The sequence below is a fragment of the Saccharopolyspora spinosa NRRL 18395 genome, from assembly GCF_000194155.1.
In the GTDB taxonomy this organism is placed as follows: domain Bacteria; phylum Actinomycetota; class Actinomycetes; order Mycobacteriales; family Pseudonocardiaceae; genus Saccharopolyspora; species Saccharopolyspora spinosa.
Genome location: NZ_GL877879.1, coordinates 605,354 through 627,769 on the forward strand (window position 1 = coordinate 605,354; position 22,416 = coordinate 627,769).

At 69.3% G+C, this 22,416-nt stretch carries 21 protein-coding genes and 1 pseudogene; 11 read left to right on the top strand and 11 right to left on the bottom strand.

Annotated features, from left to right (window positions below; translation table 11 throughout):
* Positions 1-46 precede the first annotated feature (46 nt).
* Positions 47-484 carry a peptidase inhibitor family I36 protein gene (locus SSPN_RS0121975; RefSeq protein WP_010308882.1) on the bottom strand — a complete coding sequence of 146 codons (438 nt, stop codon included), beginning with the start codon at positions 482-484 and terminating at the stop codon, positions 47-49.
* A 243-nt stretch (positions 485-727) separates the two neighbouring features.
* Here SSPN_RS0121975 and SSPN_RS0121980 point away from each other — a divergent pair, with 243 nt between their 5' ends.
* Together SSPN_RS0121980 and SSPN_RS0121985 are read left to right on the top strand one after the other, a co-directional pair.
* Positions 728-2,383 (top strand): FAD-binding dehydrogenase, encoded by a 1,656-nt coding sequence (locus tag SSPN_RS0121980; RefSeq protein ID WP_010308886.1) that lies wholly within the window; start codon positions 728-730, stop codon positions 2,381-2,383.
* Positions 2,384-2,428: 45 nt separating this feature from the next.
* Positions 2,429-2,719: a YrhK family protein gene (locus SSPN_RS0121985; protein ID WP_010308889.1), complete on the top strand. Its 291-nt coding sequence runs from the start codon at positions 2,429-2,431 to the stop codon at positions 2,717-2,719.
* Positions 2,720-2,752: 33 nt separating this feature from the next.
* On the opposite strand, the gene SSPN_RS0121990 is transcribed toward SSPN_RS0121985, so the two are convergent.
* The 3 genes from SSPN_RS0121990 to SSPN_RS0122000 all read right to left on the bottom strand — a co-directional run bounded on the left by SSPN_RS0121990 (position 2,753) and on the right by SSPN_RS0122000 (position 5,518).
* Positions 2,753-3,115 carry a hypothetical protein gene (locus SSPN_RS0121990; RefSeq protein WP_010308892.1) on the bottom strand — a complete coding sequence of 121 codons (363 nt, stop codon included), beginning with the start codon at positions 3,113-3,115 and terminating at the stop codon, positions 2,753-2,755.
* Between the two features lie 394 nt (positions 3,116-3,509).
* Positions 3,510-5,102 (bottom strand): solute symporter family protein, encoded by a 1,593-nt coding sequence (locus SSPN_RS0121995; RefSeq protein ID WP_010308893.1) that lies wholly within the window; start codon positions 5,100-5,102, stop codon positions 3,510-3,512.
* Positions 5,099-5,518 (bottom strand): DUF485 domain-containing protein, encoded by a 420-nt coding sequence (locus SSPN_RS0122000; RefSeq protein ID WP_010308896.1) that lies wholly within the window; start codon positions 5,516-5,518, stop codon positions 5,099-5,101. The genes SSPN_RS0121995 and SSPN_RS0122000 overlap by 4 nt, the downstream gene beginning before the upstream one ends.
* Before the next feature lie 710 nt (positions 5,519-6,228).
* On the opposite strand from SSPN_RS0122000, the gene SSPN_RS0122005 reads away from it, so the two are divergent.
* The 4 genes from SSPN_RS0122005 to SSPN_RS0122020 are packed head-to-tail and all read left to right on the top strand — an operon-like array spanning position 6,229 to position 10,919.
* The gene (locus SSPN_RS0122005) at positions 6,229-9,219 is read left to right on the top strand and encodes a sensor histidine kinase (RefSeq protein ID WP_010308899.1); all 2,991 of its coding nucleotides are present in this window, start codon (positions 6,229-6,231) and stop codon (positions 9,217-9,219) included.
* Between the two features lie 54 nt (positions 9,220-9,273).
* Positions 9,274-9,714 (top strand): roadblock/LC7 domain-containing protein, encoded by a 441-nt coding sequence (locus SSPN_RS0122010; protein WP_029535608.1) that lies wholly within the window; start codon positions 9,274-9,276, stop codon positions 9,712-9,714.
* A 7-nt stretch (positions 9,715-9,721) separates the two neighbouring features.
* Positions 9,722-10,309, top strand: coding sequence for a DUF742 domain-containing protein (locus SSPN_RS0122015; RefSeq protein WP_010308909.1), 588 nt, complete (start codon positions 9,722-9,724; stop codon positions 10,307-10,309).
* Entirely contained in the window at positions 10,290-10,919 is a 630-nt protein-coding gene (locus SSPN_RS0122020; protein ID WP_010308912.1) for a GTP-binding protein, read from the top strand. Before SSPN_RS0122015 ends, SSPN_RS0122020 begins: the two co-directional genes overlap by 20 nt.
* Before the next feature lie 76 nt (positions 10,920-10,995).
* Here SSPN_RS0122020 and SSPN_RS0122025 read toward each other — a convergent pair whose 3' ends face one another.
* Complete coding sequence (locus tag SSPN_RS0122025; protein WP_010308915.1) at positions 10,996-11,811, bottom strand: SAM-dependent methyltransferase; 816 nt, start codon at positions 11,809-11,811, stop codon at positions 10,996-10,998.
* Between the two features lie 78 nt (positions 11,812-11,889).
* Positions 11,890-13,008, bottom strand: a complete 1,119-nt coding sequence (locus SSPN_RS0122030; protein WP_010308919.1) for a winged helix DNA-binding domain-containing protein — start codon at positions 13,006-13,008, stop codon at positions 11,890-11,892.
* A 109-nt stretch (positions 13,009-13,117) separates the two neighbouring features.
* On the opposite strand from SSPN_RS0122030, the gene SSPN_RS0122035 reads away from it, so the two are divergent.
* A complete protein-coding gene (locus SSPN_RS0122035) occupies positions 13,118-13,861 on the top strand; it encodes a decaprenylphospho-beta-D-erythro-pentofuranosid-2-ulose 2-reductase (protein ID WP_029535609.1) in 744 nt (247 codons plus the stop codon).
* A gap of 136 nt (positions 13,862-13,997) precedes the next feature.
* Here the strand turns inward: SSPN_RS0122035 and SSPN_RS0122040 are convergent, their stop codons facing one another.
* On the bottom strand, positions 13,998-14,708 hold the full coding sequence (locus SSPN_RS0122040; protein ID WP_010308925.1) for an ArsR/SmtB family transcription factor: 711 nt from the start codon (positions 14,706-14,708) through the stop codon (positions 13,998-14,000).
* 226 nt (positions 14,709-14,934) lie between these two features.
* Between SSPN_RS0122040 and SSPN_RS44955 the strand changes: the two genes are divergently transcribed.
* Positions 14,935-15,723, top strand: a complete 789-nt coding sequence (locus SSPN_RS44955) for an isocitrate lyase/PEP mutase family protein (protein ID WP_010308927.1) — start codon at positions 14,935-14,937, stop codon at positions 15,721-15,723.
* Here the strand turns inward: SSPN_RS44955 and SSPN_RS44960 are convergent.
* A pseudogene (locus SSPN_RS44960) lies at positions 15,675-16,378 on the bottom strand (dienelactone hydrolase family protein). The gene SSPN_RS44955 and the pseudogene SSPN_RS44960 sit on opposite strands and share 49 nt — an antisense overlap.
* Positions 16,379-16,671: 293 nt before the next feature.
* On the opposite strand from SSPN_RS44960, the gene SSPN_RS0122055 reads away from it, so the two are divergent.
* Positions 16,672-19,005 (top strand): molybdopterin-dependent oxidoreductase, encoded by a 2,334-nt coding sequence (locus SSPN_RS0122055; RefSeq protein ID WP_237710684.1) that lies wholly within the window; start codon positions 16,672-16,674, stop codon positions 19,003-19,005.
* Between the two features lie 72 nt (positions 19,006-19,077).
* Here the strand turns inward: SSPN_RS0122055 and SSPN_RS0122060 are convergent, their stop codons facing one another.
* Positions 19,078-20,151: a peroxidase-related enzyme gene (locus SSPN_RS0122060; RefSeq protein WP_010308937.1), complete on the bottom strand. Its 1,074-nt coding sequence runs from the start codon at positions 20,149-20,151 to the stop codon at positions 19,078-19,080.
* A gap of 162 nt (positions 20,152-20,313) precedes the next feature.
* On the opposite strand from SSPN_RS0122060, the gene SSPN_RS0122065 reads away from it, so the two are divergent.
* On the top strand, positions 20,314-21,048 hold the full coding sequence (locus tag SSPN_RS0122065; protein WP_010308941.1) for a TetR/AcrR family transcriptional regulator: 735 nt from the start codon (positions 20,314-20,316) through the stop codon (positions 21,046-21,048).
* 9 nt (positions 21,049-21,057) lie between these two features.
* Here SSPN_RS0122065 and SSPN_RS0122070 read toward each other — a convergent pair whose 3' ends face one another.
* Positions 21,058-21,465 (bottom strand): VOC family protein, encoded by a 408-nt coding sequence (locus tag SSPN_RS0122070; protein ID WP_010308945.1) that lies wholly within the window; start codon positions 21,463-21,465, stop codon positions 21,058-21,060.
* Positions 21,466-21,568: 103 nt separating this feature from the next.
* Between SSPN_RS0122070 and SSPN_RS0122075 the strand changes: the two genes are divergently transcribed.
* A complete protein-coding gene (locus SSPN_RS0122075; RefSeq protein WP_010308949.1) occupies positions 21,569-21,895 on the top strand; it encodes a hypothetical protein in 327 nt (108 codons plus the stop codon).
* A 4-nt stretch (positions 21,896-21,899) separates the two neighbouring features.
* Here SSPN_RS0122075 and SSPN_RS0122080 read toward each other — a convergent pair whose 3' ends face one another.
* Positions 21,900-22,361, bottom strand: coding sequence for a MarR family winged helix-turn-helix transcriptional regulator (locus SSPN_RS0122080; RefSeq protein ID WP_010308952.1), 462 nt, complete (start codon positions 22,359-22,361; stop codon positions 21,900-21,902).
* Between the last annotated feature and the right edge of the window lie 55 nt (positions 22,362-22,416).

The window sequence follows — 22,416 nt, forward strand, 5'->3', positions numbered from 1 at the left end:
TCCGTCGGAGGCGCGCGCGATTCGGTTCAGGACGGTTTCTCGGCGGTCAGTGCGACCAGATCTTGATCGCCCGGGCGACGTATGTCGTCCGCGGTGATTGGGAACCCGTTGGGTACGTGGCGAATTCCGCACCGGTGTCGCAGTAGGGGTCCTGGTAGACCGTCACCGGATGACCGGTGTTGTTCACGAAGGACCGCACCTCCACGTCTTGCCGGAGCTGGACGCACTGCTCCAACGTGGTCGTCTGGAGGCCGAGCTCGTGCACCTGCCCGGCGAACTCCTCCTCCGGGTAGCTGCAGAAAGCTCCTGCTGCACAAGGCTTTTCCGGCGGAGCAGCGTACGCGACTCCGGAACCGACGGCGATCGCGGCGAGGGCGAACAGCGCGGGGACGACTATGCGCCAGACATCGGTTCGCCCGGTCCGACGCCAGGAGGACGACCGGGTGCCGACGCGGAACGGCGCGACGGAAGCGAACTTGGACATGCGAAAATCCCTTCGTGAGCGGATAATGAATAACCAGCGGCCGGAATCGCCGCACTGGAAACAGGATTCCTGAAGCCCGGATCGGAATGCCAGCGAATTTGCTGGATACACCCCGACCGGGTGGATTTCCGCGCGTAGGAAAATGTTGCGGTGCCGCAGCGGAACGGCCCGGTGGGCTGTCGAAGTGGCTGAGGCTGCGGTATACAGACATCCCGTTACCACTCGGTAGTGCGGAGGTCGGCAATGACGTTGGACGCTGCAGTCATCGTGGTGGGTGCCGGCCTGGCCGGCCTGGTCGCCACCGCAGAACTGGCCGACGCGGGCCTCCGGGTGGTGCTGGTGGACCAGGAACCCGAGGCATCCCTGGGTGGCCAGGCGCACTGGTCGTTCGGCGGTCTCTTCCTGGTCGATTCCCCGGAACAGCGCCGGTTGGGCGTCCGGGACTCCCGCGAACTGGCGCTCCAGGACTGGCTCGGCTCCGCCGGTTTCGACCGGCCCGAGGACCACTGGCCGCGCCAGTGGGCGGAGGCCTACGTGGACTTCGCCGCCGGGGAGAAGCGGGCTTGGCTGACCGCGCAGGGCGTGCGGTTCTTCCCGCTGGTGCAGTGGGCCGAGCGCGGCGGCTACCTGGCCACCGGGCACGGCAATTCCGTGCCGAGGTTCCACATCACCTGGGGCACCGGCCCCGGGGTGCTCGCGCCGTTCATCCGCAGGGTGCGGCAGGCGGCCGAACGAGGACTGGTGTCGTTCCGGTTCCGGCACCGCGTCAGCGAGCTGATCACCAGCGGCGGCGCGGTGACGGGGGTGCGCGGCGAGGTACTCGCGCCGAGCTTGGCGGAACGCGGACAGCCGAGTTCTCGTGCCGTGGCAGGAGATTTCGAGCTGCACGCCCAGGCCGTCGTCGTCGCATCGGGCGGCATCGGCGGGAACCTCGACCTGGTGCGGCGGAATTGGCCCGAGCGCTACGGCCAACCGCCGAAGGAGATGATCGCCGGGGTACCCGACCACGTGGACGGGCGGATGCTCGAAGTGGTGTCCGGCAGCGGCGGGCACATCATCAACCCGGACCGGATGTGGCATTACACCGAGGGAATCCGCAACTACGCGCCGATCTGGAGCAAGCACGGCATCCGGATCCTGCCCGGCCCGTCGTCGCTGTGGCTGGACGCGGAGGGGCGGCGGCTGCCCGCGCCGCTGTTCCCGGGCTTCGACACCCTCGGCACGATGGAGCACATCGCGAAGTCGGGCCACGAGTACACGTGGTTCGTGCTCAACCGGCGCATCATCAGCCGCGAGTTCGCGCTGTCCGGCTCCGAGCAGAACCCGGACCTGACCGAGCGCAGCCTCCGCAAGCTGCTGCAGCGAGGCGGCGGTGGCACCCCGGGCCCGGTCGCCGAATTCGTCCGCCGCGGCCCCGACTTCGTCGTCCGGCGCACTGTTGCGGAGCTGGCGTGCGGGATGAACGACCTGGTCGGCGACCAGCTGATCGACGCCGCCGCGCTGGAGCGCGAGATCGTGGCCCGCGACCGCCAGGTGGCGTCGGGGCTGGGCAAGGACGAGCAGGTCATCGCCATCCGCGCGGCCCGCCGCTACGTGGTCGACCGGATGATCCGGGTCGCCGAGCCGCACCGGCTGCTGGACCCGGCCGCCGGGCCGCTGATCGCGGTGCGGCTGTCCATCCTGACCCGCAAGACGCTGGGCGGGCTGGAAACCGACCTGTCCGGACGGGTGCTGCGGGATTCGGGCGAGCAGCTGCCCGGCCTCTACGCGGCCGGCGAGGTCGCGGGATTCGGCGGTGGTGGCGTGCACGGTTACCGGGCCTTGGAGGGAACCTTCCTCGGCGGCTGCCTGTTCTCCGGTCGGCAGGCCGGGCGAGCGGCCGCCGCCGCGCTGGGATAGCCCTTGTGACCTGCGGAATCCTGCGGATGTTCGGACAATCGGATCATGCGAGATCCGGCCGAGTCGAGCCCGTGGGTGCTGCGGATCGGGCACGAAGTGCTGGTGATCCGGAAGCGGTACGAGTTTGTCAGCATTGTCAACGACTTCCTGATCGCGATCTGGTTCAGCGCCGGCAGCCTGCTGTTCTTCCACGAGGACACGGCGAACGCGGGCACCCGGCTGTTTCTGCTGGGCAGCTGCGAGCTCGCGGTCCGGCCGGTGATCAGGCACGCCCGGCATGTGCGCCTGCGGCGGTTGCGGCTGATCGGCCGCCAGGGATCGGACCAGGATTTCTGACCCGGCGGTTCCCGGCGTCCGAATGCGGTTCCATCAGAGGTAGCAACCGCTGACGAATCCGCTGATGTGGGTGCGGCGATTCGTGATGTCGAACCATTCCGAATTCGCCGATCCGTCCGGGCAGCGGACGGATTCCCCGCCGACCGCCTCGCGGATGGTGGCGTTGTCCCCGGGATTTCCCACGCCGCGCGCGGAGGCGGCGGTATTGGGTGCCGAGCGGATCCGGACGCCGGGCCCACGGAAGTAGCCGGTCCGGCCGTGTGATGCCTTGTCGACCATTGCGACCAGGCCGTTCTTGATTTCGGCCGCGATGGTGGCGGCGTGGACGCCCAGCCCGGACATGGGCAGGACGGCGGCGGTGACCGCAGCGAGCAGTGCATTTCGAACCGTTCGCATGGAATACCCCCCGATACGCCCGCCAGGTCGCTCCCCATTGCCCCCTGCTATTGCTGAAGCGTCCTTTTGGCGGGCAACTCCAGTTTATGGAGAATTGCGGTCGACCGGCAGTATCCGATTGGGTAGAGCGCAATTGTGAGCGGCCGGTGACTCGCGGCGATCGGGGTGAACGACGAACCCCACCTGTGGGTTAGCGGAGCAGCGGCACCGATGCGGTGCGTGCCGACGAGAACGTCTCAACGTTCGTCTGCGAAGTGCCGCAGCCGCTTCCACTCGCAGCCCCAACCGTCGCCGCGAAGCTCAGCTTGACCGGCCGAAGCTGTCACAAACGCCACAAGGTGTTCAGCCCACGCACGCAACTTGCATCCGCAGAACGAGCCTGGAAATGCTGGGCTCAGCCGGCGCGGGAGCCGATGCCGGTCAGGGCACGGACCTCCATCTCCGCCTGGCGCTCCTCGTCGACCGAGTCGCGGCCCACGAAGGTTCCGATGATTCCGCAGATGAACGATACCGGGATGGACACGATGCCGGGGTTCTTCAACGGGAAGAAGGCGAAGTCCACGCTCGGGAGGATCGAGTCCGGCGAGCCGGACACCACCGGGGAGAAGATCACCAGCAGCAGGCAGGAGCCGAGCCCGCTGTAGATGCTGCACAGCGTGCCCGTCGTGTTGAACCGCTTCCAGAACAGCGAGTACAGCAGCGTGGACAGGTTCGCCGAGGCGGCGAACGCGAACGCCAGGCCGACCAGGAACGCGATGTTCTGCCCGATAACGAGGATGCCGCCGAGGATCGAGGCGATGCCGATCACCAGCGCGGTCAACCGGGCTACCTTCACCACGGAGTCCGAGTCGATGTCGCCGCGCCGGATCACGTTGGCGTAGACGTCGTGCGCGAACGACGCCGATGCGGTCAGCGTCAACCCGGCCACCACCGCCAGGATCGTGGCGAAGGCGACCGCGGCGATGATGCCCAGCAGCACCGTGCCCCCGATGCGGTAGGCCAGCAGCGGGGCCGCGGAGTTCTCCGCGCCCGGTGCGTCCAGGATCGCGTCGGTGCCCACCAGCGCGGCGGCGCCGTAGCCGATGACCAGGGTGCAGATGTAGAACACCGCCACCACCCAGGTCGCCCAGACCACCGAGCGGCGGGCCTCGCGGGCGTTGGGCACGGTGTAGAACCGCATCAGCACGTGCGGCAGGCCGCCGATGCCGAGCACCAGGGCCAGCGACAGCGAAACGAAGTCCAGCTTGGTCAGCTCGGACTTCCCGTACTGCACGCCGGGGGCGAAGATGTCGCGGCCGTGCGGGTTGTTGTCGGCGGCGTGCTGCAGCAGGTTCGTGAAGCTGTAGCCGAACTTGCCGAGCAGGAAGATCGTGATCATCGCGACGGACAACAGCAGCAAGGCCGCCTTGATGATCTGTACCCAGGTGGTGCCCTTCATGCCGCCCACCAGCACGTAGGTGATCATGATCGCGCCGACCGCGGCGATCACCAATGCTTGGCCGAACTTGCCGTGCACGTTGAGCAGCAGGGCGACCAGACCGCCCGCACCGGCGATCTGGGCGATCATGTAGATGATCGTGATGGCCAGCGTCGAGGCGGCCGCCGCGGCCCGCACCGGGCGCTGGCGCATCCGGAAGCTGAGCACGTCGCCCATCGTGAAGCGGCCGGTGTTGCGGGTGCGCTCGGCGATCAGCAGCAGGTTGATCAGCCAGGCGACCAGGAAGCCGATGGAGTACAGGAAGCCGTCGTAGCCGTAGGTCGCGATCGCCCCGGCGATGCCCAGGAACGACGCGGCGGACAGGTAGTCGCCGGAGAGCGCGATGCCGTTCTGCGCACCGCTGAACGAGCTGCCCGCGACGAAGTAGTCGCTGGAGGTGCCCCGGTTGCTCACCCGGTACACGATGAACAGTGTGATCAGCACGAACACCGCGAAGACGCTGGTGTTGATGATCGCGCTGCCGGCCGGGATCAGCTGCGGCTCATTCACTGGTCGAACTCTCCCGCGTCCAGTCGGATCCGGTCGACCTCGGGGTCTATTCGGCGGCGGGCGAACCGGACGTAAAGCGCGGTCAGGCCCACCGTGGTGATGAACTGTCCGATGCCCATGACCAGTCCGACGTTGATCTCGCCAATCAGCGGTCGGGCCATGAATTCGCGGGCGTAGGCGGCGATCGCCACGTACCCGATGTACCAGATCAGGAAAAACGCCGTAGCCGGAAAAACGAACCATTTCAGCCGGCGGCGCAGGGCGCGGAATTCCGCGCTCTCCTGGATAGCGATGAAATCGGGGGGTTCGTTAGTCGCGCGAACGGAGCTCTTGTCGATTCCGCCGAAGGCCGCGTGCGGATTTCCGGGCTGGTCGCGCTGACTGCCGCGCAGCGCGGATTGCGTTGCGTTGCTCATGCATCCTTCCTGGAACTTCGCGGTTGGCCGCTGGGCCGAGGCCTGGCGGCGGCGGGGAATTCTAACCACTTCACACAGGTGATCAACAGTGTGGTGATCGCCACCTGGTATCGGATTCCGAAGACTACCGGTCGGCGGTTCGCAGGCGGCGGAGAGGCGACGTCCCCGTGCTTGGGTACTGTCCGGTATTGCCAGGTCAGCGGTCCGGTGTTGCGGCAGCGCTCTTCCTGACCAGGCTTTATGGGGGGCCCGTGGCCGAGATTGAATACCCCCTTTAGGCTAAACGAGTGAAAAAGGCGCAGCGGGCGAAGTCGGGTTTGACCACTCGGCGTGACATCGCCTGTTTGTCGTAGCGGAATGAGAAAAAGCCCCCGGTGCTATCACGGGTTACGGGGCTTATAGTGCTGAGGCACTGAATGGCAGTCGCGCGATCCGAAAGGTCACGGTTCGGTACCAGTGTTCGTAATGCGCCAACCGGGGGCGATCGTGGTTACGCAGAGTGCATCCGAATCCGCATTGGTACGATGCAGTATCGTAAGCCGTTTCCGGTTGCCGGGTGGTGCTCGACCACGGCTGGATTTCACCCCAGACAGCCCAGACGACGATTGCGGGACCGCACGCATGCGCCGTTCTCCAACGCATTGTTCGCCCGAGGTCCAGACCGTGACTGACCTGCACGAAGGCCCTGGCTCGCAGCCGGGAGCGCGGTCGTGACGGCGGGCCGGTTCGGGCGCACCCGCGACACCGTGGTGCAGTGGCGCAACTGGTCGCTGCCGACGAAGTTGGCCGCGGTCGTGCTGGTGCCGGTCATCTTCGCGATCACGCTCGGTATCGGACAGATCCGTTGGCAGGTCGACAAGGCGGCCGAGTACGACCTCGTCGAGCAGGTGCTGAACACGGTCGGCCGGGTCGACCCGCTGGTCGTCAGCATCCAGCAAGAACGAACCCGCGCGGTGGAGTTCCTGGTCGGTGACGGCAAGTTCGGCCCGATCGAGGAGCAGGCGGCCGCGGTGGACCGGGTCGCCGCCGGCCTCGGGAAGCACCTCTCCTCGTCCGGCGTCGCCACGGGGGTCGTCGCCGACCGCTACCGCGAACTCCGGCCGCTGCTGGACGGGCTCGCCCAGCTCCGCCAGCAGGTCCGCGACCACCGGATCGGCGAGGCCAGGGCGATCGACGAGTACACCCGCGTGATCAGCTCGGTGCTGGCCCTCGACCGCGCGCTGAGCAGCAGCGTCGCCGACCGCAGCCTGTCCAGCACGGCGACCGCGCTGCAGGACATGATGGGCCTGACCGAGGAAGTGCGGTTGCAGCAGGTCTGGGTGCTGACCGGGCTGACCGAGGGCGAGCTAAAGCCGGTCGCGCTGGAGAGCCTGAACGGCTCGCAGGCCCGGTTGCAGAGCAAGATCACCGATGCTCGTGCCACCGTTGCCGCGAACTGGCAGCAGCGGTTGGACCAGACAATCACGGCTCCGGCGATCGTGGACCGGAACAACATGCTCCGCGCGATCATGACCGAGAGCACCGACAACGTCTTCTCCGGTGGGTTCTCGGTGAAGCGCGACGCGTGGAACTCCAGCACCGAAATCTCGGTCGCGCTGATCGACCAGGCGCGCGGCGATCTGGCGGCCGACGTCCGCACCACCGCTTCGCGGCTGGAGGACGAGGCCAGCAGCGCCGCCGGTTGGGATTCGGTGCTGCTGCTGTCCGCGCTGATCGCAGCCGCCGCGATCATCATGGTGATCGCGCGACAGCTGCTCGGTTCGCTGCACGTCCTGCGCAGCAGCGCGCTGGACGCCGCGGAGTACGAGCTGCCGGCGGCGGTGGCCAGCATCCGAGAGGGCAAGGTCGCGGACGCGGTCGTCGAGCCGTTCCCGGTCGACACCACCGACGAGGTCGGGCAGCTGGCCCGCGCCTTCGACGAGGTGAACCAGCAGGCGCTGCGGCTCGCCGTGGAGCAGGCGGACCTGCGCCGGGGCTACGGCGAGGTTTTCGTCAGCATCTCCCGGCGAAGCCAGAGCCTCCTGGAACGCCAGCTGCGGCTGTTCGAGCAGCTGGAGCAGGACGAGGAGGACCCGGACCAGCTCGCGCGGTTGTTCCAGCTGGACCACCTGGCCACCCGGATGCGGCGCAACAACGAGAACCTGATGGTCCTCTCCGGCAGCGACCTGGCGCGCCGCTTCACCCAGCCGACCGACCTGGCGGACGTGCTGCGCGCCGCGGTTTCCGAGATCGAGCAGTACCCGCGCGTCGTGGTGCAGCCGCCACCGTCGGTCAAGCTGCGCGGGCACACCGCCAGCGACGTGGTGCGGCTGGTCGCCGAGCTGCTGGACAACGCGGCGAACTTCTCCGCTCCGGACACGACCGTCACGGTGTCCAGCTACCAGGCCGGTGACGGCGCGGTGGTGCTCGACGTGCTGGACCAGGGCATCGGCATGGGCCACCAGGAGCTCGCCCGGGCCAACGAACGGCTGGCCCACGTGGACGAGGACGACCTCGCCACCTCGCGCCGGATGGGGCTGTTCGTCGCCGGGCGCTTGGCAGTTCGCCACGGTGTCGGCGTCGAGCTGCACGGCGGGCCGGACGTCGAGGGCGTCCGGGCGACGGTGATGATCCCGGCCGAGCACATGGTCTCGGTCGAGTCCGGGCCTGCCCCGGCGCCCCCGGCGGCGCCGGGCCAGCACAACGGGCACGCGCACACCGACCTGCCGACCTCCGGCGTGCTGCCGCGCCCTGGCGAGCAGCCCGCGGCCGCGCAGGACAGTCCGCCCTGGCAGGAGCCCGCCTCGGCGAGGCACGTCGAGTCCGGCTTCCCCGATGGCGAGGACTCGCCGACGGCGCACCTGTTCGACGCGCCGATCGACATCTCGCAGCAGCCGCGCGCGGTGCCGTCGGACCTGGTTGTGGACTGGCCGGAGGCCGAGCCGCCTGGGGGGCGGCCGTCGGCGGGGTCGCCGGTCATCACCGAGGTCTCCACCCAGTGGTTCCAGCCGGCCAGCGAGAACTCGTACCTGAAGTCGCGGGACGAATCCGGCGAGGTCAGCTGGCCCGGCGCGGACAACGAACCGGCTGCGGGCGCGGGTTTCCCGCAGAGCTCGGACTTCCTGGCGGGCGACCGGCAGGCGCAGGAGCCTTCGTTCACCTCGTCCGGGTTGCCGCGCCGCGTGCCGCGCGGCCAGCAGGCGGCGGAACCCGAACCGGCGGCGGAACCGGCAGCGGACAAGCCCGCCCGCAGCCCGGAGGGCATCAGCCGGAAGCTTGCTCACAACAGCGTCCAGTTCGGGCACCCGGCGGACGTGCTGGCGGAGACGCCGGCGGAGACCTCCGGGGCGGCCTCGTGGATGCGGGAGCCCATCGGGCAGGATTTGTGGGCGTCGGAACCGGCGGGATCGGACGACCGGGGCTCGGTGCCCGCCGAGCCCCTGCAGTGGGTCCCGGAGGCTTCCGGAGACACCTGGAGCTTCGCCGCCGATACGGCGCGCGAGGCGGCGGAGGCCGCGGCGAACCCGCAGCCGGCTTCGTTCACCCAGGCAGGCCTGCCGCGCCGGACCCCGAAGGCGCACCTGGTGCCTGGCAGCGTGGCGGATTCCAAGCCGCAGGAAGCCGCGCCGTTCCAGCGCGATGCGGATCAACTCCGCGGGCGGCTGGCCGACTTCCAAAGCGGTGTCAGTCGTGGTCGGCATCGAGCGACCGACGAGGGATGACATGAAGTCCGCAGCGCTAAGGCGTGATCACCTCGGCGACGAACAGGAGGTTGCATGACTGCTCAGGAGATGATTTCCCGCAGGTTCGGCTGGCTGATCACCGACTTCACCGAGCGCGTGGCCGGTGTGGCGCACGCTATCGTGGTGTCCGCCGACGGCCTGGTGCTGACCGCCTCGGCGACACTGCCCGGGGACCGGGCCGATCAGCTGGCCGCGGTCGCCTCCGGGTTGTTGAGCCTCACCCAGGGCTCGGCGAAGTGCTTCGAGGCCGGGCGAGTGGTGCAGACCATTGTTGAGATGCAACACGGCACTCTGCTGCAGATGGGCATCAGCGACGGCTCCTGCCTGACCGTGCTCGCCGCCCCGCAGTGCGACATGGGGCTGGTCGCCTACGAGATGACCATGCTCGTGGAGCGCGTCGGTCAGATGCTCACGCCGGAGATCCGGTCGAAGCTGCGGGGAACGGCGAACGCGTTCACCGGCCAACTGGTGTGAGGATGCGATGAGTAGACGCTCGGAATACCCACGGCAGGGCCGAAGACGGGACAGTTCGGGGGACGACAGCTTCGCCCACGTCGTAAACGGGTTTACCTTCGGCAGCGGTCGCAAGCGCAAGCGCGGGCGGGACGAGCCGCAGGAGCAGTATGCCGAGCAGTACGACCAGTACGACGACCAGTACGACGACCAGTACGACGATTACGACGATCGGCACGAGGAGTCCTCCCAGGATGATCCGGTCGAGCCGGAGGCACCGGCCGCGTCCAGCATCCGGTCCTACACCTGGACCGGCGGGCGCACCAGGTCGAACCACCAGCTGGAGCTGGAAACCCTGGTCTCCACCGGCGAGATGTACCAGCCGGGCGCGGCGGTTCGGCTGGAGCACCAGTCGATCGCCGAGCTGTGCCAACACCCCAGATCGGTGGTGGAGGTGGGGGCGCTGTTGTCGGTGCCGATCGGGGTGGCCCGCGTGCTGCTTGCCGACATGGCCGAACTGGGGTTGATCACCGTGCACCAGACGGTGAGCGAAAGCGGTAGCGCACCACACATGGTGTTGATGGAAAGGGTTTTGAGTGGACTCCGTCGGCTATAGCGCGCCCCGACTCGGCTCCGCGCCGCCGCAGGCCGCCAACCGGGGCGGCATCGCGTCGACCTCGGCGAAGATCGTGGTCGCGGGCGGTTTCGGTGTCGGTAAGACGACCTTCGTCGGCTCGGTGTCGGAGATCGTGCCGTTGACCACCGAGGCGGTGATGACGGAGGCCAGCCGGGGCGTCGACGATCTCGGCGCGACGCCGAACAAGACCACGACCACGGTCGCGATGGACTTCGGCCGGATCTCGCTGGCCTCCGACCTGATCCTGTACCTGTTCGGCACACCGGGCCAGCAGCGGTTCTGGTTCATGTGGGACGACCTGGTGCGCGGTGCCATCGGCGCGGTCGTGCTGGTGGACACCCGGCGGCTGGCCGACTCGTTCTCGGCGATCGACTTCTTCGAGGACCGCGGGCTGCCCTACCTGGTCGGGGTGAACTGCTTCGACGGCCAGATGCTGCACTCGATCGAACAGGTCCGCGAGGCGATGGCGATCGGCCCCAACGTGCCGATCGGGCCGTGCGACGCCCGGGACCGGGAATCCACCAAGCGCACCCTGATCGCGCTGGTCGAGCACGCGATGCGTCATTGGACGACCCGCCAGCCGGGCTGATCCCGGAGGGGTCAGGTCGTACGAGGGCCGTGAGTCGCTGGGCTGCTAGGACTGCCCAGAAGGCTCACGGCCCTTCTCATGCCTTGCGGGCGACTCCGCCGACGAGGTTGTACTCGGCGTCGGACGGCTCGGTGAGGCGCGGGCCGTCGGGCCACCAGTCGAACAGGTAGGTCAGGCCGGGTTCGACCATCTCCAGGCCGCAGAACAGTGCCTGGATCTCCTCCCGGGTGCGGTAGTAGCAGCTGCCCATCATCGCGTTGAACCGCAATTGGGACTCGGCCGCGAGCTCGGCCCGCGAGCTGCCGTCGGCCGGGTTGTGCAGGTGCGAGATCGCGAGATACGAGCCGGGGGCCAGGGCCGAGGTGTAGGCGGACATGATCGCCTTCGGGTCCTCTTCGTTGGTGACGTGGTGCAGGGTGTTGCACTGGATCAACGCCACCGGGCGGCTCAGGTCCAGGTACTTGGTCACCGTCGGGTCCGCCAGGATCTCCGCGGGATTGCGCAAGTCTCCGACCGCGAAGTGGGTGTACTCGTTCTCCTCCAGCAGCGCGCGGCCGTGCGCTGCGACCGACGGGTCGTTGTCGATGTAGACCACCGAGGCCTCGGCGTTGAGCCGCTGCACCGCCTGGTGGGTGTTCTCCGCGGTCGGCAGCCCGGAACCCAGGTCGAGGAACTGGTCGATGCCGGCCTGGCCGGCCAGGAACCGGATCACGCGGATCAGCCACGCCCGGCACTGCCTGCCGACCTGCACGGCCTCCGGGGCGATCTCCAGGATCTGCTGCAGGACCGCGCGGTCCACCTCGAAGTTGTCCTTGCCGCCGACGAACGCGTCGTAGACCCGCGCGATGCTGGGCTTCGTGGTGTCGATTTGCGGCCTGTCAGCACTTGCCATTGGGAAGGGTCCGCTCGGTCCGGAGTAGAAACGATCACGAGCAGGGTAATTCCGATAAGGCAACAGGTAAACACCGCGTCACGCGGCGACCGAGGTGATCCGAACGTCGTGGTCGGCGGCGTCCGGCTCGGCGAACTGCAACAACCGCCGGCCCTCCAGCGCCACGGCGTCGGCGCCCGCTTCGGTCAGCTTCCGGTACGGCTCGATCAGCAGCGTCGCGGTGTCCTTCCGGCGGTCGAGCCGCCAGGTGCCGTGCAGGAAGCCGTCGACGAGGATCGTGCCGGGGAGCACGGCGTTCTTCATGCTGAACAGGCGTTTGCGGTCGTCCTCGTGCATGACCCGGCTGCGATCCTTGTGCGAGAGCAGCACGTTGTCGAACGGGGCCAGGAAGCGCGGCGGGCTGGGGACGTCGGGGTCCGGGCGCGGTGCGTCGGGCAGGTCTAGCAGTTGGCGCCCGTTCTCGTCGCGGAAAGTCCGCAGGTCCAGCCGGGGCACGACCTCCTTCAGGCCCCTGAGACCGGACCAGGCCTGCATGTCCGCGATCGTGGCCGGACCGAACGCCGCGAGGTAGCGGCGGAGCACGTCCTCCAACGACGGCTCGGCGGCCAGCGGTCGCCCGAGCCAGGTTTCGGCCGTCGCATAGGTCGGTTGGCCGCTGCAACCCCAGACGGCGCGCGGCGGGATCTGCACCAGCGGGAGGAGGTTGCGGAGCGCGAACGCCAGCGACGCGGGCTTCCGGTCCGGCCACCGCTCGGCGAGCAGCGGGCCGAGCTGGGCAGCCGTTCGCGGCTGCTCGTCGAGCAGCTCCCGGCCCAGCGCAGTGATCTCGGCGTGGTCGAGGCCCGCGATCTCGGCCCGGTGCTGGGTGTTCGTGCGCACCGCGCCGTCCATGATCGGCTGCACCAGGGGCCGCAGGCGCAGGCAGTCGGCGGCGGAGACCAAGTGGACGGTTCCGCGCATCAGCACGATGCGGACCACGCTGCGGTCCAGCAGGCGCTGCGCCAGGTCGTCGGGTTGGAACCGCGCGAGGCGGGTCCACAGGCCGAAGTAGGGCGGGAACGGTGCCTGCGCCTGCATTCCGACGAGGTGGTCGATCGTCTCCACGGCGGACCGCTCCGAACGCCGCAGCAGCAACTGCCGCTCCAGGGTCGCGCGGGTCAGCTCGCGGTTCAGCTCGCGCAGGCCGAGCACGGTCATGGTTCTCCCTTCGCCTGGCGAACCCTATTCGGCCGGGCGGACATCCGGGTTTTGCTCCACACCGCGCCGGCGCGAACCGGGCCGGCGAGCCGGTGGCAGACTTGCGGCGATGAGCGGAGCGGTATTGGTCCTCGGGGGCCGAAGCGAGATCGGCGTCGAGGTGGCGGTGCGCCTCGTCAAGCGCGGACACGGCACCGTGGTGCTGGCGGCGCGGCGGTCGGCGGACTTGGACGCCGAGGAGGCCGTGCTCCGCGAGGCCGGGGCCACCGACGTGGTGCGGGCGGAGTTCGACGCCGCGGACGTTGACAGCCACGCCGAGCTGCTACGCGGCATCGTCGACCGGCACGGCCCGATCGACGTCGCGGTGACCGCCTTCGGCGTGCTCGGCGACCAGGAGCGGGCCGAGCGGGATGCGGCGCACGCGATCGACATCGTGCACGTCGACTACGTCGCGCACATCAGCATGCTGACGCACCTGGCGAACCTGCTGCGCGAGCAGGGCAGCGGCAAGATCGTCGTGTTCTCCTCGGTCGCTGGGGTGCGGGTGCGGCGGGCGAACTACGTCTACGGGTCGGCGAAGGCCGGGCTCGACGGATTCGCGAACGGTCTTTCCGACGCGCTGGTCGGCAGCGGCGTGGAGCTGCTGATCGTGCGGCCCGGGTTCGTCATCGGGCGGATGACCGAGGGCATGAGCCCCGCGCCGTGGTCGAGCACGCCGGATCAGGTCGCGGATGCGACGGTCAACGCGCTGCGGCGGGGACGTCGCGTGGTGTGGGTGCCGCCGATCCTGCGCTGGGTGTTCGCGGCGATGCGCCTGGTCCCGCAGACGATCTGGCGCCGCATGCCCCGCTGAAGTTCCCGCTGGTCACGTGCCGTGAGATTTCAAGGCGCGGTCCCGCGAAACGGGTACGGGTCGTGGTTCCCGCCGTTGTTTGGCCGCAATTTCCATGCGAAGTACGCGCGGGCTCTGAGCCGTGGAGATGTGCCCTTCACGCTAGGTCGTAGGTGGTTGCGTCGATAGCGAGCAGGTCGCGCAGGGCCGTGGTGCCCGATGGGGTGAGGCGGACCGCGCGGCCGGTGCCGATGCGCTTGATCCAGCCGTTCTCCACGAATCGGCGCAGCAGGTGAGCACCGGCGGCCCCCGCGAGGTGGGAACGCCGTTCGGTCCAGTCCAGGCAGGCGCGCGCCAGCGGGCGCCGGGTGCCGCGGAGGTCGGCCGCGGCGATGCCGAGGGTGCCGGTGAGCCAGTCGACGCCCGCGTCGGTCATCGCGAAACCCTCGGTCTGGTTGAGCAGGCCCGCGTTGGTCATGCCGTCGGCGATCACGACCCCGAGCCGCCCGGCGAGATGGTCGTAACAGGTGCGGCCCCGGGCGAGGGCCGCCGACGCGCCGACCGCGCGCAGGCCGCGCGGCTGCTCCCGGCTCGGCCCCAGGTGGCCGATGAACGCCTCCAGCAGGTCCGCCGCCTGCGAGTTGGCGAGCTGCACGTACCGGTGGCGTCCCTGCCGGCGCTCCACGAGCAGACCGCCTGCTACCAGCCGGTTCAGGTGCTCGCTGGCGGTCGAGGCGGCGACACCGGCGTGGGCCGCGAGCTCCGTCGCGGTCCAGGCCCGGCCGTCGAGCATCGCCAGGCAGAACGCGGCGCGGGTCGGGTCGGCGAGCAGCCCGGCCAGCTGGGCGACATCGCGTGCCATCGTCATGCCGCCATTCTGCGGCGGCGACGTTTCGGCGGGCACCGAACCGTCCCGGCCTTACGGTGCGAACATGTTGGGCTCTTGTGATCGATTAGTGGGCGTGTGGCCTGGGGTTGGGTCCGGAAGATGAAGGCACGCCGTCGCTTTGGGCTAGGTTGTTGGTTGCGAGATCAACAAGCTGATCTCCCCCTCCCCGGGCGCACTTAACCCACACATACGTCAGGAGAGCCACATGTTGCGAGAATTCCACGCGCTGCACCACGCGGATTCGCCGTTGCTGCTGCCGAACGCCTGGGACTTCGCCTCCGCCGTGGCGCTGTTCGAGGCCGGTTTCGAGGCGATCGGCACGACGAGCCTCGGTGTCGCGGCGTCCCACGGGCTGCCGGACGCCGCGGGGTGCACTCGGACGCAGACGATCGAACTGGCCCGACGGCTGGCTGACCTGCCGCGCCCGATCACCGTCGACGTCGAGTCGGGTTTCGGCGGCGGCGCCGACGAGGTCGCGGAGCTGGCGGCGGAACTGGCCGGGTTCGGCATCGCCGGGATCAACCTCGAAGACGAGCTCGGCGATCCGGCACGCCACCAAGAGCTGATCAGCGCGGTGAAGGAGCGTGTGCCGGAACTCTTCCTCAACGCGCGTACGGACACCTATTGGCTAGGCGCCAAGTCGCTCGCGGACACGATCGACCGCGCCGAGCGCTACGCCGCTGCCGGCGCGGACGGCGTCTTCGTGCCTGGCATGGCCACCGACGGCGACATCCGCGCGCTGCGGGACGCGATCGACGTGCCGATCAACATCCTCTACCAACCAGGCCAACGCATCGAGCACCTGGCAGAGCTCGGCGTTCAGCGCATCAGCATGGGCTCGCTGCTTTACCGCGCCGCGCTGCACGCCGCTGTCGCCACGGCGCGTGACATCCGCGTGGGTGCGGCCGTGGCGGTCGGCATCCCCGATTATTCGACTGTGCAGGACTACGCGATCGGTGGTGGCCGTCGGCGGGGTTCCGGCGGCTTCCAGTGACCTCCGTCCGGTCCGGTCCAGCGCTCGACACCGGCTCCGAGGTAGGTGCGGAACCACTCCGCGGCGAGTTCCGCGACCCGCTCCAGCGCGCCGGGCTCTTCGAAGAGGTGACCGGCGTGCGACACGATCTCGATCTTGACGTCGGTCAGCGGCAGCGACGTGAGCAGTTCCGCCGCCTGCCGGTTGAGGTTGAGCACCTCGCGGTCGTTGCCGCCGACGATCAGTCCGGGCGCCCGCCGCGCGACACCACGGCGGCGACGCGGTCGGGGCGCCGGGCGGCGGCCTTCAGCGCGGCGGCCGCGCCGGTGCTGGCGCCGAACAATCCGACCGGCATCTTCCTGGTGGCCGACCACTCGGCGAGCTGGTCGATGGCAGGCACCAGCCGCTCGGCGAGCAGTTCGATGTCGAAGCGCAGTTCGTGGGTCCGCTGGTCGAACTTCGCCTCTTCCGGGGTAAGCAGGTCCAGCAACAGGGTGCCGAACCCGGCGTCCTGCAACGACTCCGCAACCGCGCGGTTGCGGGGGCTGCGCCGGGAACTCCCGGAACCGTGTGCGAACAAGACCACCGCCCGGGCAGGCGGTGGCACGACGAGATCCCCTTCCAGGTTTCCCTTGGGGGTCTTGACGATCACCGGCTCGGTCGCGACTTGAACCATGTGAGCCTCCTCCAGTTCCGCAAGCTCCGACTACCCCGGCGCGCGGACGGCGACACGCCTGCAGGGTCGCCCAATGTCGTGTCGCGTGGCTCAATGTCCCGAAGCGGGGGAGGCTGATCGGCCCCCTCTACGACCCGGCCGACGATGCCGCCTGCAACCTCTCCGGTGGTTCCCTGGCGGAATGGCTGGACCTCGTGGTTAAAGCCCGAGAGGGCAGCGCCGCCCGCCGCCTCCGCTGACACCCTTGCCTCCGCCCGGCGCAGGGCTTCGATACGCGGCGTTGGTTTGCGACGATGTTGCTGACGATGCGTCGCGTCCGGGTGGTGGAAACCGGCGGTGCCAGGCTTGGAACGGGTGGGGTGGCCATGTACCGACAGCAACTCTCGCACTGGGGCTCGTTCACTGCGGCGACCACGCCGGAGGGCCTCGACGTGGTCGCCGACCCGGGCGATCCGGACCCGGCTCCGCTGCTGCGCAACGTGCCCGCCGCGCTCGACGAGCGGGTGCGAGTGCTCGCGCCGCACGTGCGGAAGGGCTGGCTGGATGGCCGGGGCGAGCGCGGCCGGGACGAGTACGTGCCGGTCAGCTGGGCGGAAGCGGTGGAACTGGCGGCAGGCGAGCTGGACCGGGTCCGCCGCACCTGCGGAAACGAGGCGATCTACGGCGGCTCCTACGGTTGGGGCAGCGCGGGCCGGTTCCACCACGCGCAGAGCCAGGTCCACCGGTTCCTGAACGTCATCGGCGGCTACACCCGTTCGGTGAACTCCTACAGCTTCGGCGCCTCCACGCCGCTGCTGCGGCACATCGTCGGCAGCGACGACCCGATCAGCCGCCCGACGGCGTGGCCGGTGCTGGCCGAGCACACCGAGCACTTCGTCTGCTTCGGCGGCATCCCGGCGAAGAACTCGCAGGTCAACTCGGGTGGCATCAGCAAGCACGCGGTGGCCGGGCACCTGCGCCGGGCGCGGGAACGCGGTGCCCGGTTCACGTTGATCAGCCCGCTGCGCGACGACCTCGCCCCGGAGCTCGGCGCCAGGTGGCTTGCGCCGGTGCCGGGCACCGACACCGCGCTGATGCTGGCGCTGAGCCACGTGCTGGTCGAACGTGGTTGGCACGCCGAAGAATTCCTGCGCACGCACTGCGCAGGGTTCGACGAGTTCTGGAAGTACCTGTCGGGCAAGGCGGACGGCGTCCCGAAGAGTCCACAGTGGGCGGAGGAGATCTGCGGCATCGACTCGGCCACCATCGTCGGGCTCGCCGAGTCCGTGGCGACGCGGCGCACGATGGTGACGCTGAGCTGGTCGCTGCAGCGGGCCCGCTACGGCGAGCAGGCGCTTTGGGCAGGCATCGCGCTGGCCTGCGTGCTCGGGCAGGTCGGCCTGCCCGGCGGCGGATTCGGCCACGGCTACGGCTCGATGGCCGGCATCGGGGCGCACCCGCTTCCGTACCAGCTGCCGACGTTGCCGCAGGGCGAGAACCCGGTGCGCGAGTACATCCCGGTCGCGCGAATCGCGGACATGCTGCTGAACCCTGGCCAGGAGTACGAGTACGACGGCGAGCGGCGCCGGTACCCGGACATCCGGCTGGTGTACTGGGCGGGTGGGAACCCGTTCCACCACCACCAGGACCTGGCGCGGCTGACCGAGGCGTTTCGCCGGCCGGAGGCGGTCATCGTGCACGACCCGTTCTGGACGGCGACGGCCCGGCACGCCGACATCGTGTTCCCGGCCACGACCACGCTGGAGCGCAACGACCTGGGCTGCGCACGGGAGGACCGCGCGCTGATCGCCATGCACCAGGTGGTTCCCCCGCTCGGGGAGTCCCGGTCGGACTTCGAGATCTTCGCCGCGTTGGCCGAAGAACTGGGGCTGGGCGAGGAGTTCACCGAGGGCCGCGACGAGTGGAGGTGGCTGGAGCACCTGTACGAGCAGTGGCGGCAGAGGTTCGACCCCGGCCTGGACTTCCGGCAGTTCTGGGAGGCTGGCCGGATCGAGTTGGCCGGCGGGCCGGACGACCAGGTGCTCTACGACCGGTTCCGCGCGGCCCCGGACGCGCACCCGCTGCCGACGCCGAGCGGGCGGATCGAGCTGTTCTCGCAGCGGATCGACTCCTTCGGCTACGCCGACTGCCCCGGGCACCCGACCTGGTTGGTCCCGGAGGAGCTGGAGATCCCGCCGGGCACCGGCGAGTTTCCGCTGTTCCTGGTCGCGAACAACCCGGGAACCCGCTTGCACAGCCAACTCGACCACGGCGCGACCAGCGCGGAATCCAAGCTCCACGACCGAGAACCGCTGCGCATCCATCCCGCCGATGCGGCGAGCCGAGGACTGTCCACAGGGGACATCGTCCGGATCGGCAGCGCCACGGGCAGTGCCCTCGCGGCGGTCGTGATCAGCGACGACGTCCGCCCGGGCGTGGTCCAGCTCGCGACCGGCGCCTGGTTCGACCCGAGCGCCCCCGAGGTTGCGACCTGCATCCACGGCAACCCGAACGCAGTGACCCGGGACATCGGAACATCCCGCCTGGCCCAGGGCTGCACGGGGCAGCTGAGCAGGGTAGAAGTCCGGCGCCACCAGGCCCCACTGCCACCGCTGCGAACCCGAACCCCGCCGATCGCTTCGAGCTGAACGTCCCCGCATCCCAGTTTGCCGCAGTTTCAATGGAAATCGGACCTTCGATTTCCATTGAAACTGCGGGTTTCAGGCGGCCGCGTTGCCGAGGGTCATCAGCAGCCGGTTGTTCCAGGCGAACATCGCCGAGACCGCGACCAGGTCGCGGACGTCGTCGACGTTGAGCCCGGCGGAGTGCAGCCGCCGGATGTCGGCGGCTGCCAGCGCCGCCGGGGTTCGGGCCAGGGCGCTCGCGGCGTCGACGACGGCGCGCTGCCGCGGATCCGCCACTGCGGCCGGACCAGCCGTCGCCAACGCGACCGCGGTGATCTGGTCACCGGACAACTGGACCTGACGGCGGCCGTGCACCGCGGCGCAGTACTCGCAACCGTTGATCAGCGACGTGGCGAGCGCGGCGAGCTCGCGGTCTGCGCGGTCCAACGCGCTGGTCCCGGTGGTGATCGCGTTGTGGAGCGCGGTCCGCTCGGCCAGCACCTGCGGATCGTGTAGCAGGGTCAGGTGGAACGGGGTCGACTCGGTCTCGGACTCCGGCGGCTCGGCCACCGGATCGACCCACGGAATCCAGCGCAGCACCGGGAAGGCCTCGGCCGGGGTCGGCAGCTCGCAACCGTCGGCGGTGGCCCCGGCCTCGATGGCGTTCACCGGCCGGGCCGGAACCGGCCCGTCCCCGGCGTGCTCGACCAGCGACAACCCGAGCAGCAACCGGATCCGGTAGCTCACGTACGCGACGACCTGCGAGGCGGCGACCACCTGGGCGGAGCTGAACCCCTGCGCCCGCAGCTCGGCGATCTCGTCGAAGCCCGCATCGGCCGGATCGAGCGCAACTTGCTCGCAGTGCGCGAGCAGCGCCTGCAACGAATCCGGAAGCTCGGACCAGCGCTCGACGTCCCGGACCGCGTCGGCAGCGCCGCCACCGGTCAGCGAATCGAGCTGGTCGGCCAACTCATCGGCGTATTCACAGTGCTCGTTCACCAACGCGACGCGCAACGCGATCCGAGCGCGGTCGGCGTGGCTGAGCACAGACTCGTCCGACGGGCGCAGCACTGCGGCATCAACGCTCGCGGTGAGCTCGCGCACGTCCGGCCGGAGCGCGGCCAAAGCCTCCTCGGTTCGGCTGACGCGCTCGCTGACGATGGTCGTCATAAGCATCCAATCCAGCTAGAACGGCTTATCCCGCAATAGTTTTCCACTGCGCGCACCCGGCCGTGATCGTGCCTACCTCGCCGGGGGTAGCGGCCGTCGGAGCAGCCACGACTCCGTTGGTGCCATGATTGCGTCGGTACGTGGGAGCACCAAGGGGGAAGCATGGACGGCGAGGCGGTGCCTGCACGGCTGCGTCGGCTCTGGCGCGTTCCGGTCACCTCGCGGCTGGGGCGGCCGGCGGAGCTCGACGTGGACCAGGTGGTGCATGCCGCCGTCGACCTGGCGGACCAGCACGGGCTGCTCGGGGTCACGCTGCCGAAGATCGCCAAGGAACTCGGCTTCACCACCATGTCCCTATACCGCTACGTCGGCTCGAAGGACGAGTTGTTCGTCCTCATGCAGGACTTCGCGATCGGCGCGCCCCCGGAGATCGCGGCGGACGACTGGTGCGACGGCCTGCGGGAGTGGGCCAAGGCCGAACGCCGGATCACCCACCGGCACCCTTGGATGGCCCAGTTGCCCGTTTCGGAGCCGCCGACCGGGCCGAACCAGGTCGCTTGGCTGGAAGCCGCCCTGCGCGTCCTGCGCCCCACCAAGCTCGACTGGCCGCAGAAGATCGGCGTGATCACGCTTCTCAGCGGCTACGTCCGGCATTCGACGGTGCTGTCGGAGGAGCTCGAGACCGGTCGCGGCGACATCGACGAACCCGAGGCCACCGGCCGCTACGGCGCGAGCCTGGCGAAGCTGATCGACCCGGACACGTTCCCGGAAGTCGCCGAAATGCTGGCCGCCGGCCTCTTCGAGGCGTCCCCGGGGCCGGGCGAGGACCCGGCGGAAGACCCGGACTTCACCTTCGGCCTGGACCGCATTCTCGACGGAGTAGCCGCCCTGACCTAGGGGTCCGCATCAGGGCAGGTTGAGCTGCCACGAGACCCCGAAGCGGTCGTTCAGCCAGCCGAACTTGGTGCTGAACCCGTAGTTGTCCAGCGGCATCAGCTCCTGGCCCCCTTCGGCGAGGGCGCCGTGGAGAGCGTCGAGTTCGGCTTCCTCGCGGCAGTTGACGAACAGCGACATCGACGGGGTGAACGTGAAGGCGTGCGAGACCGCGCTGTCGATGCACATGAACTGCTGGCCGAGGATCGTGAACGTGGCCAGCTGCACGGTGCCTTCGTCGCCGGGGCCCTCGGCTCCGTAGCGGCTGATGGCGAGGATCTCGCCGTCGTCGAACAGCGACGTGTAGAAGGTCATCGCCTCCTCGGCGTTGCCTTCGAACATCAGGAAGGTCGTGATCCGCTGGGGCTCCGGAGGGGTCATCGTGGGTGCTCCCTTGAACGACGGTTCGCCGCAATCCTGCCACCGTCGCGGACTTCCGCAGCTCGGGCCCCTGTCGGACCGCAGGTACTGCCGGTGCGCTCGGGTGCGCGGCCTTGACCGTCGGCGCGAGCAGGGCCCAGGCGAGCAGGGCCCCGGCGGTCAGGGCCCCGAGGGCGGTCACGGCCGCGATCGCCCACAGCAGGATCTGCCAGGCTTCGGTTCCCACCGCGATCAGCAGCAGCCCAGCGATGATCAGTCCTCGCGGCGAGAACTCCGGTTGACCAACCGGCTGCTGAGCAGCGGCATGCTGGTGGGCAGCGAAGTGCAGGCCAGGACCTACTGGGGAGCGCTGTCGACCGACGAGGACGCGCTGGAGGCGATCATCACCTCCGGCGTCGAGGTGTTCCTGCGCGCTTACCGTCCTCAGTAGACATTCATGGGACCAGCGGGCTGGTCGGCGGTCTCGTGCCTGCGGAAACGTTCTCCCGCAGCTGGGCGAGCGTCCGTTCGAACCGGGACACGTCCGCGTCGGTGAGGGCGCCGTGCAGTCGCTGGTCGAACGCGGCTGCCGCCTTGCGCAGCCGGTGGAACATGGCCTCGCCCTCGTCGGTGAGCTCCACCAGGTGGACTCGGCGGTTCGACGGATCGCGGCGCCTGCTGAGCAGGCCGTCGGATTCCATCGCGTTCAGGTGGTGCGTCAGGGTCGCGCCCTGGATGCCCACGGCTTCGGCGAGTTCGCGCTGGTTGCTCACCGGGCGCGTCTTGAGCGAGAGCAGCACGAGCCAGACGGGGGCCGAGCCGCCTGCGGCGGCGAGCGCGTCGTCGAAGGCGCGGCTGATGGCCTTGGCGGTTTGCGTGAGGTTCAGCCCCAGTGGTTGGTGAGCGGGTCCGGGCACTTGCGCAGTCTAGCACCGACGAATCGACGACTAAGCGTTTGACGCCTAATCATTA

Excerpts from the sequence above, each read along its gene's own strand:
- SSPN_RS0121975 (WP_010308882.1), bottom strand. The coding sequence starts at position 484 with ATGTCCAAGTTCGCTTCCGTCGCGCCGTTCCGCGTCGGCACCCGGTCG.
- SSPN_RS0121980 (WP_010308886.1), top strand. The coding sequence starts at position 728 with ATGACGTTGGACGCTGCAGTCATCGTGGTGGGTGCCGGCCTGGCCGGC.
- SSPN_RS0121985 (WP_010308889.1), top strand. The coding sequence starts at position 2,429 with ATGCGAGATCCGGCCGAGTCGAGCCCGTGGGTGCTGCGGATCGGGCAC.
- SSPN_RS0121990 (WP_010308892.1), bottom strand. The coding sequence starts at position 3,115 with ATGCGAACGGTTCGAAATGCACTGCTCGCTGCGGTCACCGCCGCCGTC.
- SSPN_RS0122000 (WP_010308896.1), bottom strand. The coding sequence starts at position 5,518 with ATGAGCAACGCAACGCAATCCGCGCTGCGCGGCAGTCAGCGCGACCAG.
- SSPN_RS0122010 (WP_029535608.1), top strand. The coding sequence starts at position 9,274 with ATGACTGCTCAGGAGATGATTTCCCGCAGGTTCGGCTGGCTGATCACC.
- SSPN_RS0122015 (WP_010308909.1), top strand. The coding sequence starts at position 9,722 with ATGAGTAGACGCTCGGAATACCCACGGCAGGGCCGAAGACGGGACAGT.
- SSPN_RS0122025 (WP_010308915.1), bottom strand. The coding sequence starts at position 11,811 with ATGGCAAGTGCTGACAGGCCGCAAATCGACACCACGAAGCCCAGCATC.
- SSPN_RS0122030 (WP_010308919.1), bottom strand. The coding sequence starts at position 13,008 with ATGACCGTGCTCGGCCTGCGCGAGCTGAACCGCGAGCTGACCCGCGCG.
- SSPN_RS0122035 (WP_029535609.1), top strand. The coding sequence starts at position 13,118 with ATGAGCGGAGCGGTATTGGTCCTCGGGGGCCGAAGCGAGATCGGCGTC.
- SSPN_RS0122040 (WP_010308925.1), bottom strand. The coding sequence starts at position 14,708 with ATGACGATGGCACGCGATGTCGCCCAGCTGGCCGGGCTGCTCGCCGAC.
- SSPN_RS44955 (WP_010308927.1), top strand. The coding sequence starts at position 14,935 with ATGTTGCGAGAATTCCACGCGCTGCACCACGCGGATTCGCCGTTGCTG.
- SSPN_RS0122055 (WP_237710684.1), top strand. The coding sequence starts at position 16,672 with ATGTTGCTGACGATGCGTCGCGTCCGGGTGGTGGAAACCGGCGGTGCC.
- SSPN_RS0122060 (WP_010308937.1), bottom strand. The coding sequence starts at position 20,151 with ATGACGACCATCGTCAGCGAGCGCGTCAGCCGAACCGAGGAGGCTTTG.
- SSPN_RS0122065 (WP_010308941.1), top strand. The coding sequence starts at position 20,314 with ATGGACGGCGAGGCGGTGCCTGCACGGCTGCGTCGGCTCTGGCGCGTT.
- SSPN_RS0122070 (WP_010308945.1), bottom strand. The coding sequence starts at position 21,465 with ATGACCCCTCCGGAGCCCCAGCGGATCACGACCTTCCTGATGTTCGAA.